Origin of the sequence: Glutamicibacter ardleyensis, from assembly GCF_014644555.1 — a bacterium.
GTDB lineage: Bacteria > Actinomycetota > Actinomycetes > Actinomycetales > Micrococcaceae > Glutamicibacter > Glutamicibacter bergerei.
The window spans coordinates 126555-140066 of the sequence record NZ_BMKX01000007.1 but is presented as its reverse complement, the minus strand read 5'-3'; the positions used below and the strand labels follow the sequence as shown (position 1 = coordinate 140066).

15 protein-coding genes are annotated in these 13512 nt (G+C 55.2%); 6 read left to right on the top strand and 9 right to left on the bottom strand.

What is annotated here, in order from left to right; genetic code table 11:
- The first annotated feature begins 18 nt into the window (after window positions 1-18).
- Window positions 19-2706 (top strand): helix-turn-helix transcriptional regulator, encoded by a 2688-nt coding sequence (locus IEX04_RS13630; RefSeq protein ID WP_229677152.1) that lies wholly within the window; start codon window positions 19-21, stop codon window positions 2704-2706.
- A 31-nt stretch (window positions 2707-2737) separates the two neighbouring features.
- Here the strand turns inward: IEX04_RS13630 and IEX04_RS13625 are convergent, their stop codons facing one another.
- From IEX04_RS13625 to IEX04_RS13590, 8 genes are all read right to left on the bottom strand, one after another.
- Complete coding sequence (locus tag IEX04_RS13625; RefSeq protein ID WP_096256497.1) at window positions 2738-2920, bottom strand: hypothetical protein; 183 nt, start codon at window positions 2918-2920, stop codon at window positions 2738-2740.
- Between the two features lie 116 nt (window positions 2921-3036).
- Window positions 3037-3564, bottom strand: a complete 528-nt coding sequence (locus tag IEX04_RS13620; RefSeq protein ID WP_188686308.1) for a hypothetical protein — start codon at window positions 3562-3564, stop codon at window positions 3037-3039.
- 118 nt (window positions 3565-3682) lie between these two features.
- Complete coding sequence (locus IEX04_RS13615) at window positions 3683-4123, bottom strand: VOC family protein (RefSeq protein WP_096256495.1); 441 nt, start codon at window positions 4121-4123, stop codon at window positions 3683-3685.
- A gap of 431 nt (window positions 4124-4554) precedes the next feature.
- Window positions 4555-5412, bottom strand: coding sequence for a catechol 1,2-dioxygenase (gene catA / locus IEX04_RS13610; RefSeq protein ID WP_096256493.1), 858 nt, complete (start codon window positions 5410-5412; stop codon window positions 4555-4557).
- 194 nt (window positions 5413-5606) lie between these two features.
- Complete coding sequence (gene catC / locus IEX04_RS13605) at window positions 5607-5885, bottom strand: muconolactone Delta-isomerase (RefSeq protein ID WP_096256492.1); 279 nt, start codon at window positions 5883-5885, stop codon at window positions 5607-5609.
- Between the two features lie 29 nt (window positions 5886-5914).
- Window positions 5915-7015: an enolase C-terminal domain-like protein gene (locus IEX04_RS13600; protein ID WP_096256491.1), complete on the bottom strand. Its 1101-nt coding sequence runs from the start codon at window positions 7013-7015 to the stop codon at window positions 5915-5917.
- A complete protein-coding gene (locus tag IEX04_RS13595) occupies window positions 7012-7905 on the bottom strand; it encodes a LysR substrate-binding domain-containing protein (protein WP_188686305.1) in 894 nt (297 codons plus the stop codon). The genes IEX04_RS13600 and IEX04_RS13595 overlap by 4 nt, the downstream gene beginning before the upstream one ends.
- Before the next feature lie 181 nt (window positions 7906-8086).
- Complete coding sequence (locus IEX04_RS13590; RefSeq protein ID WP_188686302.1) at window positions 8087-9343, bottom strand: DUF445 domain-containing protein; 1257 nt, start codon at window positions 9341-9343, stop codon at window positions 8087-8089.
- Window positions 9344-9416: 73 nt separating this feature from the next.
- Between IEX04_RS13590 and IEX04_RS13585 the strand changes: the two genes are divergently transcribed.
- The 4 genes from IEX04_RS13585 to IEX04_RS13570 are packed head-to-tail and all read left to right on the top strand — an operon-like array spanning window position 9417 to window position 11998.
- Window positions 9417-10286 carry a glycerophosphodiester phosphodiesterase gene (locus tag IEX04_RS13585; protein WP_188686299.1) on the top strand — a complete coding sequence of 290 codons (870 nt, stop codon included), beginning with the start codon at window positions 9417-9419 and terminating at the stop codon, window positions 10284-10286.
- On the top strand, window positions 10283-10972 hold the full coding sequence (locus IEX04_RS13580; RefSeq protein ID WP_188686297.1) for an alanyl-tRNA editing protein: 690 nt from the start codon (window positions 10283-10285) through the stop codon (window positions 10970-10972). The genes IEX04_RS13585 and IEX04_RS13580 overlap by 4 nt, the downstream gene beginning before the upstream one ends.
- Complete coding sequence (locus tag IEX04_RS13575) at window positions 10953-11684, top strand: AzlC family ABC transporter permease (protein WP_229677151.1); 732 nt, start codon at window positions 10953-10955, stop codon at window positions 11682-11684. The genes IEX04_RS13580 and IEX04_RS13575 overlap by 20 nt, the downstream gene beginning before the upstream one ends.
- A complete protein-coding gene (locus IEX04_RS13570) occupies window positions 11681-11998 on the top strand; it encodes an AzlD domain-containing protein (RefSeq protein WP_096256485.1) in 318 nt (105 codons plus the stop codon). The genes IEX04_RS13575 and IEX04_RS13570 overlap by 4 nt, the downstream gene beginning before the upstream one ends.
- A gap of 24 nt (window positions 11999-12022) precedes the next feature.
- Here IEX04_RS13570 and IEX04_RS13565 read toward each other — a convergent pair whose 3' ends face one another.
- Window positions 12023-12472, bottom strand: a complete 450-nt coding sequence (locus IEX04_RS13565; RefSeq protein WP_188686294.1) for a MepB family protein — start codon at window positions 12470-12472, stop codon at window positions 12023-12025.
- An 86-nt stretch (window positions 12473-12558) separates the two neighbouring features.
- Between IEX04_RS13565 and IEX04_RS13560 the strand changes: the two genes are divergently transcribed.
- The gene (locus IEX04_RS13560; protein ID WP_096256483.1) at window positions 12559-12867 is read left to right on the top strand and encodes a thiamine-binding protein; all 309 of its coding nucleotides are present in this window, start codon (window positions 12559-12561) and stop codon (window positions 12865-12867) included.
- The last annotated feature ends 645 nt before the right edge of the window (window positions 12868-13512 follow it).

Here is a 13512-nt window from a genome sequence, read left to right as displayed (position 1 = left end):
AACAAGGGGGTGGTGGGTGTGAAATTGAGCCAGCAGGAAGCTCAAGACGCACTCGCCACCCTTTTGCGCGGCGCGGAGCAAGGACGCAGTGCCCTCGCCGTGCTGCAAGGGCCACAAGGTAGCGGTAAGAGTACCGTCATCCGACGGATGCACACTCGATCTCGTGCGGCGACCGTCAGCATGGTGACCGCTTCTCGCTGGGAGGCGGACGAACCAGCGGCTGCACTTGGGCCATTGCTGGAACCTATCGGTATTGGAGCACCAGCGGATCTGGGCCCCGCCTTGTTGCATTACCTTCGTGCGGAACCAGAGCGCGCCCGGGTATTGGTGATTGAAAACGTGCAGTGGGTCGATGCTCAGAGCCTCGCGGCGGTGCGCTACGCCTGGCGGCGATTGCGCACCGAACGAGTGCTCATCGTCTTGGCAATTCGAGATAATGACCTAGCCATGTTGCCGCCCGAAGCCCGGGAATTTCTTGATGACAGTGAATTGACGCGGATACGACTGGCCTTGCCAACGTCGGCACAAATCGGTGAGATTGTTTTTACCCGCTTGGGTATTGAGCTGCCGGCGATGGCTGCCGAGCAGCTGGTGGAGTACACGCAAGGCAATCTTCAGACGATCCTTGATTTAGTGCAGGAGAACCCGGAACAAAGCTGGGAACAATGGAATCGGTGGCCACCAGCACCACGGGCCCTGTCGTTACATATCAAACGCTTACTCGAAGAAATTGAGCCACAGGCCCGTGCCATTCTGGAAGCGGCCACGATTTTAGGCGTACAAGCCAGACTCGATCTTATTGTCAGACTTGCGCAGGTCACCGAGCCATTAAGCCCGCTGCAACAGTTAGTCGATGTCTCGCTGGTGCAAACCCACGGGCACAGCGGCATGGTGCGGCTAGGATTTGAAAGCCAGCTGACTCGGATGGCGGTCTACCATCAGATTCCTTTGAGTACGCGGATTCGGTTGCACACCGTCGCGGCGAAAATTGTGGAAGGCCACGGTGCCATGCTCGGCCACCGGGCTGATGCCAGCCTCTTGCCTGACGTTGGTCTCTCCCGTGCGTTAGCCACATATGCGGTGGCCCAAGGGCAACGTGGTGAATGGTCTTCGGCGGCAACTGCCTTTTTTCGCGCCACCCACTTAACTCCCAACCCGCAGGAACGTGACTCCCTGCTACTTAAAGCGGTAGATGCCATCGTTGCTGCCGGTGAGTTACGTCGAGCCCAAACTTTTTCACACCAGCTTGCAAGTTTAGCGAGCAGTCCTGAACGAGATGTGCTCTCCGGCTATATCGCCATTTTGCAGGGGCGCGCGAATACCGCTAATCGGTGGCTCACCAGCGCTTGGCAGAATGCTGTTCAAGCTCAGGCTAGTGATGCCATGGCTGTCATCTCGCAGCGCCGGGTATTACATTCCCTCTGCCAATTGGAAGGTCAAAAACTTCTAGATTGGGCCGAGCAGTCTCTGGATTTAGCGGAGGTTGATAGTCCACTGGCTATTGAAAGCGCAGCTATTCAGGGCCTGGGGCTGGCAATGATGGGACGCCGCGACGAAGGTGAACAGGTACTTCTTGGTTTGCTCGCAAAGCTGCCTACCGGGGCTCAACGCCAACGCGCAGAAATGTCTTTGGGGTGGGTGTACTTAGCCTCTGACCGGGTGGAACTTGCTCGTCATGAGCTGACTGCTGCCAGCTCCACCGATTTCAGCGAGGGGTCACTGCGTATTGCCCTGTGGGCTAAGGCGTGGTTAGCGCGTGCGGAGTTCTTAATGGGAGATTGGGACCAAGCGCTAGAGACCGTGCGGGCGGCGCAGGCGCTTCAGGAACGCTCTGAAATTCAGGTACTTCGACCGCTGATCCAAGCCACCGCGGTAATGATCCACGCGTTGCGCGGAAATTGGGAACTAGTCGAGGTCCACCTAGCCAAATCATGGGCCAAAATTGGTAGCTATCCGGTGATGGAATTGCCTTACCGAATTGCCCGTGCGGAGGTCGCCAGAGCGCAAGCAAATCATGAAGACGTCCTCTTGGCCTTGGAACCATTACTCAAACTTGATCGTACCCAGGGTATTGATGAGCCAGGTTTCTGGACATGGCAGGACACCTATGCGGGTGCCTTGATTCGAGCCGAAAGGCTAGCTGAGGCCGAAGAGTTTATCCGACCGCTGTTAGATGTTTCCCTAGCAACCGGTCATCACAGCAGTAGCGCACGGTATCTGAGTGTGAAAGCAATGCTGTCAGCGGCTCGCGGAGACATCGATGGTGCGCGGGAGATCTTTGAAGAGGCTTTAAGGCATTTGGAGGGCATCGGCGCCGCGTATTATCGAGCGCGAATTGATCTCTCATATGGGCAGTGCTTACGCCGAGCCGGAAAACGCGCCGAATGCGTTGCCCCGTTAACTCGGGCGTTGGCCACTTTCACGCATCTTGATGCGACCGCCTACATTGAGCGTTGCACCCGCGAGCTGCAAGCTAGTGGTACCGGCATGTCGCGCCGAAATGTGACCGACTGGTCCACCCTCACGGCGCAAGAACAGACCGTTGCCAAACTTGTGTGTGACGGCGCCAGCAACCGCCGCGTAGCCGAAGAACTATTTATCAGCACCAAAACCGTGCAGTACCACCTGACAAAAATCTACGCGAAGCTGGCCGTTTCAACTCGTACCGAACTTGCTGCACTGACCCGTGAGGGGTTCGCTGAGTAACAATGCGCACTACTAACGCACGAGAAGTGGACTATTCCCGGTCTGTTTTCAAGGAGTTCTGCGTCGGGCCGGTCGTGAAATGTTGCCTGCCGACGAGCATCGCCGCAGCTGTGCCAGGGATCACTAAGAGCAATGGTAACCACTGGGTGAAAGCGAAAATTATCAAGACTGCAATCAGCAAGATGAGCGGGGCGCTGTAATAGACCTTTGACATGATGTGGCCTCCTAAGGGGCAACGATGTCTGCCTGAGTCTAGCCGCTATTTCTTATCGTTGGTTGTTTTTCTCGAAGATTATTCGCGATTCATCGGCTGCGTTCACGGCACCAAACCTAGTCCGTTACGCTTGCCGATTGAGAAGCTGGATGGGAAGGTTCCGTGGGATATACCTGCGGTGGGAGGCCGATAGTAAACCCTTCGGCACGCACGGCCGTGCCAAATAGTTCTATGGATTGTGCAGGATCAGCTGACCCATCGCTGAGCATTACCAAGATGCCACTGCCGAGTTGTTCGCCCACGGTAATCTTCAGATCGTCCGGGGTGATCCCTTGTTCCTGCAAGATGACTTTTGTTGCCGCGACCATTTGATCGCTGGGCGGATGACCGTCGGCAGGCGCGGCAGTGACACGACATACGCCGTCGAGATCGCCGGCGTAGACGGCGGTGACCAATGCTCGGCCAGCTTCTTCGAGGGAGGCCACAGGTTTTTCTCCATCGCAGGTGTCGCCTGAATAGTTGTCAATGGCCGTACAGCCCGAGATAAGCCCCGCGCAGAGCGCAAGCCCAAGTATCCCGGCACCTGAGGTGAGAGTGGCCTTGTGCGATTGCAAACGCTTTTGAAATGACCCATCTGCTGCCATGTTGTAGATGCCTTTACTAGAAATTAGATGGTGGCAAAGGTTGTGTAAAGAACTTCTCACAAGGTGTTTTGCTGCCTTTCTCGAATCCTAGCAACTGAAGCAATTCATGGGAAGTTTTTTAGCCCAGACGCTGCGCCAGGGCCACAAGAATTCCCTCGGGGCCGCGGATATAAGCCATTTTCCAAGAACCCTCATATGTGCCAATGCCACCCACTAGTCCATAACCTTGGGCTTTTAGGCGCTCGACCTGGCCTTGCAGATCATCAACTTCAAAAGACAGGCTTCGAATACCCAGCTCGTTGGCCATGTTCTGCGGAGATCCGCTCAGGTGCGCGGGACGAATGAAGCTGGAAAGCTCTACCGCGGTATCACCACCCGGGATACGCAACATCACAATTTCGGAACGCGCGTTGGGCAGCGCAGTGACGGTGTTAATGAAATCGCCTTCAACGAAGGTGCTCCCTTCGATTTCAAGACCGAGACGCACAAAAAACTCCGTGGCTTTCTCAAGATTTTGAACGGTGATACCAACATGATCAAACCTCAAAATACGCGGCATAGGTCAAACCTCCGGTGGGGGGAAACGTTTGCTAATTCAAGGTTGAGTCTACGAAGGTATCCGAAGCTAAGGAAGGGGCAAGCGCCTACGCTGAAGTTTGCCGTTGAGCATTCCTGCCTCCGCGCTTCCGTTGACAGTCAGTGACCTTGAGCTCATCAATTTTGCACGCGTAACGATTGATTCGACCACCAATGCAGGTGTGGGCCAAGACGGTATTCATACGCTGGGCGCCGCGGTGCGGGCCGCGGACGGCAGGGTATTTGCGGGGGGTAGGCATCCAGTATTTCACCGGCGGGCCCGGTGCTTGCCAGGACCTCTTGCCATTGGCCTTTGACCATCGGGCCGAACAGGTTTGAAACCCCTGAGCTGGAGACAAAAAAGCACCGCCTAACGCTCCCATACAGCGTCAGACGGTGCTTCTAAGTTCTGCTTTACTTTACTGGGTCAAGTACGAAGTCGTAGGTGACCTGCTTGCCGTTACCGGATTCTGCTGGCTGGATGTCCAGCAGCAGTTCGGGCTTTACCGCAGTGGCGATATCATCGTCATTGTGTGCATCTCCCGGGAAGTACAGCTGCGCGGTGAGCAGCTCGTGGCCCTCGGCTGAGACCTTCAGGTGCAGGTGGGCCGGACGCCATGCGTGCCACCCGGCAGCGGCGATCAGCTGACCGCAGGCGCCGTCGGTAGGGATCTGGTACGGAGCTGGCTGCATGGTGTTGATCGCGAAGTTGCCTTCTTCATCAGCGATGAAGGTGCCGCGCAGGTTCCACTCCGGGATGCCAGGGGCGAACTGCGAGTAGAAACCTTCTTCATCTGCGTGCCATAGCTCAATCTTGGCGTTCTTCAGTGCCGAGCCATCGGTGGAGCGGACCTGACCTTGGAAGAGCAGGTTGGTGCCCTTCTCGTCTTCGCGCATCGAGATGGTGGCAGGGGAGTCCTGGGTAGGTGCTTCCGGCACGTAGTAAGGGCCCTCGATCGAGCCCTTGTTGCCTTCGCGGTGGTCGGTAGCGACCTCTTCCACGGAGTGCTCCAGCCAGACGTCGAGGAACAGTGGCCATTCGCCATCTTCGCCAACCTTGATCAGCCACGCCTTCAGCGCGTTGAACTCGTCATAGCTCACGCGCTCTTCGAGGATGATGTCATTTGCGGCCTTGACCAGCTTGCTGGCTAGCAGGTTCACGCGCTCGACTGAGGTTTCAATTGAGCCAAGTTTTCCGGAGCTGCGGAAACGGTCGGTGGCGGCGTTGCCCGACTTTGCTGCGGTTGCATCCTGTGGAGTTTCGATGGTCATAATGACTCCCCTAATCATGTGTGGTGTGACTGACGCGGATCTATATTGTGATCCCCATCATCTCGTGCGATTGGTATTCAATGTAGTGCAGTGTCTATGACGAGTAAAATACTTATTTACCGTCCAATGAGATGATTTGAGTATCAATCCATGTGGGTTGGCGCACAGTTGGCGATGGGATGCTAAAAATCTTTTTAGCGTATCGAATTCGGGTGCTTAGCGAGCGGGGTCACCTTGATCTTCATGTGCGCGTACATCGGAAAGCCACTGAGGATTTCGTGCAGTTCATCATTTGATTCAACATCATAAATCGAGTGATTCGCGTACTCTCCGACAATGCGCCAGATGCCCTGCATTTTGCCGCTTTCCTGCAGCTGAGCCGAGTAGGCCTTCTCGCGGACCTGAAAATCTGCAACCTGCTCTGCAGTGAGGTGGGCTGGGAACGATACGTCCATACGTGCAAGGAACAACATGGGTTCTCCTAGGGTAAGTGGGGATAATGCTAGTCCTGGCGGTAATGCGCCAGTTTTGTTTCATCAATTCCAGCGCCAACGCCTGGAACGTTGCGCACGAAGATGCGCCCGTCCTTGATCACCAATGGATCCGCCAGCAGGTCATCGGTCATATCGAGGAAGTTGGACAGTTCTCCGGCCTTGCGGGTGGTGGCCTGATGGGCTGCGCCGAAGGTGACGGTGGCTAGCGAGCCGATCTGCGTATCTATCTGGTTGCCCATGGTGACGTCTACTCCCAGCCCGGTGCACAAGCCCAGAATTTCGGTGGCTTCGGTGAACCCCGAACGCGCGGTCTTGATGCAGATGGCGTTGGCGCCACCGGAAAGCAGTTCGCGTGAGACATCGCCAGCAGTTGGGACGGACTCGTCGGCAACAATTGGAATTGGTGAGCGTTCAACGAGTCGCTTACGGCTCAGAGTTTCCTTGGCATCACACGGCTCTTCGAGCATCGTGAGGCCAAGGTCCTCGGTCTGACGTAGAACTTCCATGGCTTCGTTGGCGGTCCAACCACGGTTCGCGTCTAGGTAAATCTCGACGTTTTCACCTAGGCCCTCGCGCAACACTCGGCATGCCTCGATATCCAGCGCCAGTGGTCGACGGCCCACCTTCAACTTGAAGGTGGTGATGCCGTACTGCTCGCCAAAGCGCAGTGCTTCTTCGAGAAGTTCTTCGGCCGGACGGAAGCCAAGCATGTGTGAAACTCGCATGGAATCGGTGAATCCGCCGAGAAGCTTGTGTACCGGGGTCTTCACCGCCTGGCCGATAGCATCCCAGATGGCGATGTCCAGGGCGCCCTTGGCGACTTGGTTGTGAATCGTGCGGTCCATGACCTGACGAACCTTTTCGCGGTCAAAGATATCTAATCCAATCACCTGTGGACCAAAGATGTCCTGCACTATGGTGCGGATGGAGGTCTGGGTTTCACCATAGGTGTACGGACGTGGTGGGGCGTCGGCGGTGCCGATGATTCCGTCGTCGGTGTGTACACGGATCAGTACGTGGTCTGCCGTGTGCACTTCGCCACTGGCAAAACGCAATGGGTGCGTGTACGGGATGGCGTAAGGGATCGCTTCAATGCGAGCAATTTTCATTCAGAGTGTCCTTCCTCAGGAGCCAAGTTGGTGCAGAGTTTTAGAAAGTTTTGTACGAGCGGTGACTGATTGCCCAGCTTCCAAGCCACCGCAAGATCGACCGACGGCGCGTTGCGCAGTGGACGGAAGATGATCCGCTCGCTGTGTGGCAGGTAATTGGACGTTGGAACCATGCCGATACCTAAGCCGGCGGCCACAAAGGTCAGCAGGGTAGAGGTCTCGCGGGCTATCTGCGCGGTGCGCGGAATGAATCCGGCGCTGCGACAGGTTTCAACGAAAATCGTGTTTACCGCAGAGCTGGCGGGGTAACAAATGAAATTTTCGGTACGCAACTCTTGGATGTCGATAACTTCATGTGAAGCCAGACGGTGCCCGGTGGGTAACGCGACAGCGAGCAAGTCTTTCTCTAATAACGAATATTCGACCTCGTCATTGTGTACTGGCGGGCGCAAGATCGCGATATCAAGACGGCCTTCAGCCAGCGCCTCTTCCATTTCCGGAGTCAGCATTTCGCCTTGGACGTTGAGCTGAAGTCCCGGCATATGCTCGGTGGTCGCGGCGATCACCTTGGGCATGATCCGGTAGGTGGCGCTGCCAGTGGAGCCCAAGCGAAGCACTCCACTGGCACCGTCTCCGACGGTGCGTACGTCGCGTGCCAGTTGGGTGTGTTCTTCGAGGAGCGCGCGAGCTCTAGTCAACAACAATTCACCGGCAGGGGTGAGATCCACTTTGCGGGTAGTGCGGACGAAAAGCTTCGTACCGAGTTGTTCTTCGAGTTGCTTGATCTGCTGAGAGAGCGGTGGCTGAGCCATATGCAGGCGTTCGGCAGCGCGGCCGAAATGTCGTTCTTCGGCTACTGCGACGAAATAACGTAAAAGTCTAGTTTCCATGGGTGCTCCGATCGTCGACCCGCGCTTAAAGCTGTAGCGACGTTCATGGCAACTCTAGTCAGCCGGTTCGATAGTGAGAAATACTTATTCAATAGTTATTGAGACTGAATAAATACTAATCTTTCGATGGCTTGCAGGGAAGAGGTGTTGCTAGGCAACCCTGGAAACGTATTCTGGCAGGTCAGCCAGAAATGGCTACGATGAGCTCGCCCACGGAGAAAATCACAACGCCGGCTAGCGCGCCGATCACGGTGCCATTGATCCGAATGAACTGCAGATCACGGCCCACCTGAAGCTCAAGTTTTTCACTGGTTTCCACTGGATTCCAGGCCTGAACAGTATCGCTGACCAGTCCGGCCAAAGCCGCTCCGTGTTGTTCGGTCAGTGAAGCAACGCCGGAAACTAATCGGTCCTCTAAATTCTCACGTAGCTGGTGGTCATTTTGCAGACGTTCGCCAAAAGTGCCCAAAGCTGAACGAAGCGCAATATTTAGTGGAGATTCGGCATCCTGCAAGGACTGAATCAGTCCTGTCTTCAAAGAATCCCAGCCACGAACAGCTAGCTCACGTAACTGTTGGTCACCAAGCAGCGAGTGCTTAAATGCCTCAACCTTCTTGATGGTTTCTGGGTCATGCTGCATGGCCACAGTGAAATCCGCCAGCCAATCGGTCAGCGCCAGACGCAATGGATGTTGCACATTATTTGCCACTGCGAAGAGCAATCCGCGTAATTCTTGATGCACTTTCTGCGCCAGCAGCTGGTCGACCATTTGTGGAACCCATGAAGGGGATCGACCAGAAACCACATCTAAGAACACCTCAGAGTGTTCGGACACCCAGGTTCCGGCCCGCTGTGCGATCAGTTCTACGGCGACTTCATGATGGCTATCGTCGATGAGTTTCTGGCCTAGTGCTCCGAGAGTTGTGGACCATTCTGGGGCGACCACATAATCATTGGCTAATACCTGCAAGACGGTGAGTACCTGCTCATCATCCAGGGAATTTAATGCGCCTACGGCCAGAGTCGAAATCTGGGTGGCCGCGGCAGTAGAACCCTTCTCGCTAGCAAGATAGCTACCGACACGAAGCCCCAATTGTGCTTGACGAAGCTTTGTGGTGATGACTTGAGGGGTGAGGAAATTCTGCTGTACAAAATCACCTAAAGAGGCGCCAAGTTCATCTTTTTTACGTTGAATCAGATTTGTGTGAGGGATTTTCAGGCCCAGAGGATGTCGAAATAGCGCAGTCACCGCAAACCAGTCGGCCACCGCGCCGACCATCCCGCCCTCGGCGGCTGACTTCAGATAACTCAAAGCAGGAATTCGCTCTTGGAACAGCACGCTAAAAACAAATAGCGCGCACATTAGTAAGAACAGCAGGGTAGCTACCCGCTTCATACTGCGAAGGCCTTCGGCGCGCTGATCAAGAAGTTCTGGCATGCGCACCACTTTACTTGTGATGGCACGCCATTAATGACGCGCGTACCGCGCATAAACCAGTAGCGTTGGAGACATGGACACGCTCTTTTACGCACATCGCGGTAGTTCGCAAAAATTCGCCGAAAATACTCGCGCAGCCTATCTGCAAGCCATCGATGAGGGTGCGGATGGAATTGAGTGTGATGTGCACCTGAGTAGCGACGGTGTAGTGATCTGCCATCATGATCCAACCGTTGACCGTACCAGCGATACCACCGGAGAAGTGGCTGGATTTACGCTCGACGAGCTCAAGAAGATGGATTTCTCCTCTTATATGCCGGTGGCTGTACCGGAAGAATACGGAAGCATCAGCGACCAGCTACTTAGCCTAGTGGAGCTGCTTGAATTGATCGACGAGCGTGGGACCAACATTGGTTTAGCGATAGAAATCAAGCATCCCAGCCCGTACGGGCACCTGCTCGAAGAAGAAACACTGAAGGTCTTAGCTGGATTTAATTTTGATCCACAGACGGGACTGGCAGGTCGCCGAAGCCAGATTCAGGTGACTTTGATGAGTTTTGAGCCTGACTCAATTCGTTTCCTCGCCCAGACCGTGAATCGAGCATTGCTTTGCCAGCTGATGACCGAGATTGATCCACGGCGGGTAGCGGACTTTCTCAGCGAGGGTGAAACTATACGCGCCGGAGTATATGAAGTGATGCGCCGTTCAGTGGCGGAAGGACGGGAGCTAATCAATGCCGGAGGTGCCGGCATTATTGGCCCAGGTGTGGCCTGGGTCCGCGCCAACGAACACTTAGTGCGTCAATGGCTAGAACAGGGACTCACCGCACGAATCTGGACCGTAGACCGCCCCGCTGACGCACAATATTTGATCGACATGGGAGTCACCCAAATTACTAGCAACCGCCCGGCAGCACTGCGTCAAGAATTGGACCAAGAATGAGCACCAAGAACACCGCGACCCAAGATAATCTCTACCTGCGCGATAGCTATGTCTTCAGCACGCAAGCTACTGTCATCACTTCAGGTAACGATGAAGCCGGTTATTGGATTGCGCTGAGCCCGAATATCTTCCACCCACGGGGCGGAGGCCAGCAAGAAGACCACGGAACGGTCAATGAGCAGCCGGTGACCGTTGGACGCACCGATGACGGGCTGGTTGTTCTTTACACAACTTCCACCTTCACCGACGGGCAGGTCGTCACCGCAGCTATCGACGAAGCGCAGCGACGTAGCAACGCCGCCTTACATACCGCCGGGCATATCATCGGCTTTGCCGGCGAAAATCGCGGATGGGAACACCGTGGCCACTCACACTTCCCCGGGCAAGCACGCCTAGATTTTGATCCAGCCAGTATCGACTTGCCGCTTAATGATGAAACCGAAAAGGCAGCAGCTGAAGCTTGGTTACAGCAACGCGTTGACGAGCTGATCTCACACGGCGGGTCAATCAGCACTCAAATAGATGAGCATGGCCACCGCACGGTCACCATCGAGGGGATCAATTCCGAGGCCTGCGGTGGCACTCATGTGAATCACGTGAACCAGTTAGACGCAGTAAAAATCGGCCAGGCACGAGTCAAACGTGGTGTTTACAAGGTGCGGTACGATGCCCAGCACAAAGAGTAATTGGTTGACGCCGGCTACCAAAATGGGTCTGTCCATCGCGCTTGCGACTGGACTCTACGGGATCTCCTTCGGTGCTTTGTCTATAGCCGCGGGTCTTAACTTGTGGCAAACGGTGGCCTTGAGCGCGTTAATGTTCACTGGTGGTTCGCAGTTCGCTTTTATCGGGGTGCTCTCCGGAGGCGGCGCAGCCTCGGCTGCCTTTTCCGCGGCAACCCTGCTTGGGGTGCGCAACGCCGTCTATGGAATGCAGATTAAGCAGTCGCTTCGCCCTAGCCCTCGGGCGGTTCCCTTCATGGCACAGGTGACCATCGACGAGTCCACCGCAACGAGCTTAGGCCAAGCCAGTCTCAGTGAGCGCCATCGTGGATTTTGGACCGCGGGCCTTGGCGTTTATGTTCTCTGGAACCTCTTTACCCTCATGGGCGCGCTACTTGGCGAACGGATGGGAGATCCTGCGGCCTGGGGGTTGGATGGGGCTGCGGTAGCTGCGTTCCTTGGACTGTTGTGGCCACGATTAAAATCCGCGCAACCGATCGTCGTCGCTTGTGCTGCGGCGACTGTCACCGCGTTCGCTGTGCCCTTGACGGTTCCTGGCGTACCTATTCTGATCACCGCTGGCTGCGCAGTGCTTTTTGCGGTGCTCACCGGGCGTCACACCAAGCCGGCTACCGAACACGGGCAGCTGCAACAGGTAGATCAGGAGAAGACATGAGCGAATTGAGCTGGTGGCTTCTGGGCGCTTGCGCGGCGGCCTTTGCACTGAAAATTAGTGGCTACTTTGTGCCTCGTCGGGTACTCGATTCCCCGTTGATGAGCCATGTGGCAGCAACCCTCACCGTCGCGTTGCTGGCTTCACTGGTCACCATGAATGCGGTAACTAGTGGACAAGAACTTATCATCGACGCGCGGATCGGAGCGTTGGCGGCAGCAACGATTGCTTTGATCTTCAAAGCTCCCTACTTAGTCGTGGTGCTGGTCGGAGCGCTGGCTGCGGTAGCGCTACGCGCCACTGGATTAGCGGCGTAGACGCCGCTGGGCGCGCCGAGGCGCTTAAATTAAAGAGCTGAAGGCCGAACTTTGGGCGCGTTGAGTGCGTTGTGCTTGCGGATTGAGTTGTGTGCACCAACTTGGGTAAACCCGGAATCCACGTTTTCCGGGACTGGAATCACTGGTAGTGATTCCAAGCTCTCGTAAATGTTCTTGGGTGAACCTGAAGACTCCGAAACGTTCCCCATCTTGTACAAAAACCAACAGTCCTGCAATTTTCTCGCCCGCATTAAACGGTACGGTTCGACCGTCAACGTCGCGTGTCCAACAGGCGAGGAACGCTCCAGGTTTGGTCGGGGTGATGCGTGCGGTACGAATTCTCCAATATTGGTTCTCTACCTGAACTATGGCTGATTCGTAGTCGCTGTTTTGTTCCTCTGCCCGGATTGCGGGCGGTGTTGGGTTAGCAGTCGCACCCAACGATAAGTATCTAGTCAGTGCGCTATAGGTCATGCAACTCATTGTAGTTAAGCCACAATATATTGCGCATACAGAACATAAAGGCTGACAAGCGTGGGCGTCGGTGGCACAGTGGAATCATGATTGTAGCTTTTTCAGTTGCCCCAAGCACCGACAACCCCGATGCCTCGGTTCATGAGGCCGTAGCAGAAGCGGTACGAATCGTTCGAGCCTCCGGGTTGCCGAACCGTACAAGTTCAATGTTTACCGAGCTTGAAGGCGAATGGGATGAAGTCATGGCTGTCGTTAAGGCTGCCACAATGGCTGTGAGTAACTATGGTTCACGGGTTTCACTGGTGCTCAAGGCCGATATTCGCCCGGGATATACCGGTGAACTTGACGGAAAAATTCAGCGTCTAGAGCGCGCAATTGAAGATTCTGAAGACTAAACGGCATGATTCATCATTCTGCCGGTCGGGAGCGCGCAGCAAACGGTGATTATCTTGGATATCGTGATTCTTCGCGGGGTCACAAACCAATGGTTCCAAGTGATTGGGATGGATTTGAGCTCGGCTAAGTGTTCTAACGCGAAATAGAGTTTGCGGTCTCTGCTGTCTCCGTCTCCTGAGGTGGAGACATAAACGGAGGGTAACGGCGCACGAGGAAATTCGTTGCAAAACCACCGGCTAATGCCACGAGAGCTCCGAGCCACAGTGCATAATTCGTTTCGCGAAGTAGCCCTCCCAGAGTTGGGGCGAGCACCATGGGCAGAATATAGAACCAATGTTTGGCAGTGGTTGGCCCCCAGAGCCCTTCAAATTTTGCTAAGAGGCTAAAACTAACGATTAGTAGCAATGAACCGAAACAGATGATCCAGAAAGTCGGGGATAAACAGAAGACCAGCGTTAGACCTGTCACGACGCTGCCGCTGAAGGTCGCGAACTTCTCGTTACGATCCACCCGTGACCTTCCCTTCGGTTCGGACGTTTAAATAACTATCTACTTAGTTTTCCAAATTCCATCCGCCGTAGCAATAGTCCTTAAGTAGGAGGGCAGTGGTGCCTCGCGACGCAGAACCTGATGCTGACGTAATG

Excerpts from the sequence above, each read along its gene's own strand:
- IEX04_RS13575 (WP_229677151.1), top strand. The coding sequence starts at position 10,953 with ATGCCCAGCACAAAGAGTAATTGGTTGACGCCGGCTACCAAAATGGGT.
- IEX04_RS13585 (WP_188686299.1), top strand. The coding sequence starts at position 9,417 with ATGGACACGCTCTTTTACGCACATCGCGGTAGTTCGCAAAAATTCGCC.
- IEX04_RS13615 (WP_096256495.1), bottom strand. The coding sequence starts at position 4,123 with ATGCCGCGTATTTTGAGGTTTGATCATGTTGGTATCACCGTTCAAAAT.
- IEX04_RS13600 (WP_096256491.1), bottom strand. The coding sequence starts at position 7,015 with ATGAAAATTGCTCGCATTGAAGCGATCCCTTACGCCATCCCGTACACG.
- IEX04_RS13565 (WP_188686294.1), bottom strand. The coding sequence starts at position 12,472 with ATGACCTATAGCGCACTGACTAGATACTTATCGTTGGGTGCGACTGCT.
- IEX04_RS13595 (WP_188686305.1), bottom strand. The coding sequence starts at position 7,905 with ATGGAAACTAGACTTTTACGTTATTTCGTCGCAGTAGCCGAAGAACGA.
- catA (WP_096256493.1), bottom strand. The coding sequence starts at position 5,412 with ATGACCATCGAAACTCCACAGGATGCAACCGCAGCAAAGTCGGGCAAC.
- IEX04_RS13580 (WP_188686297.1), top strand. The coding sequence starts at position 10,283 with ATGAGCACCAAGAACACCGCGACCCAAGATAATCTCTACCTGCGCGAT.
- IEX04_RS13590 (WP_188686302.1), bottom strand. The coding sequence starts at position 9,343 with ATGCCAGAACTTCTTGATCAGCGCGCCGAAGGCCTTCGCAGTATGAAG.
- IEX04_RS13570 (WP_096256485.1), top strand. The coding sequence starts at position 11,681 with ATGAGCGAATTGAGCTGGTGGCTTCTGGGCGCTTGCGCGGCGGCCTTT.
- IEX04_RS13625 (WP_096256497.1), bottom strand. The coding sequence starts at position 2,920 with ATGTCAAAGGTCTATTACAGCGCCCCGCTCATCTTGCTGATTGCAGTC.
- IEX04_RS13620 (WP_188686308.1), bottom strand. The coding sequence starts at position 3,564 with ATGGCAGCAGATGGGTCATTTCAAAAGCGTTTGCAATCGCACAAGGCC.
- IEX04_RS13560 (WP_096256483.1), top strand. The coding sequence starts at position 12,559 with ATGATTGTAGCTTTTTCAGTTGCCCCAAGCACCGACAACCCCGATGCC.
- catC (WP_096256492.1), bottom strand. The coding sequence starts at position 5,885 with ATGTTGTTCCTTGCACGTATGGACGTATCGTTCCCAGCCCACCTCACT.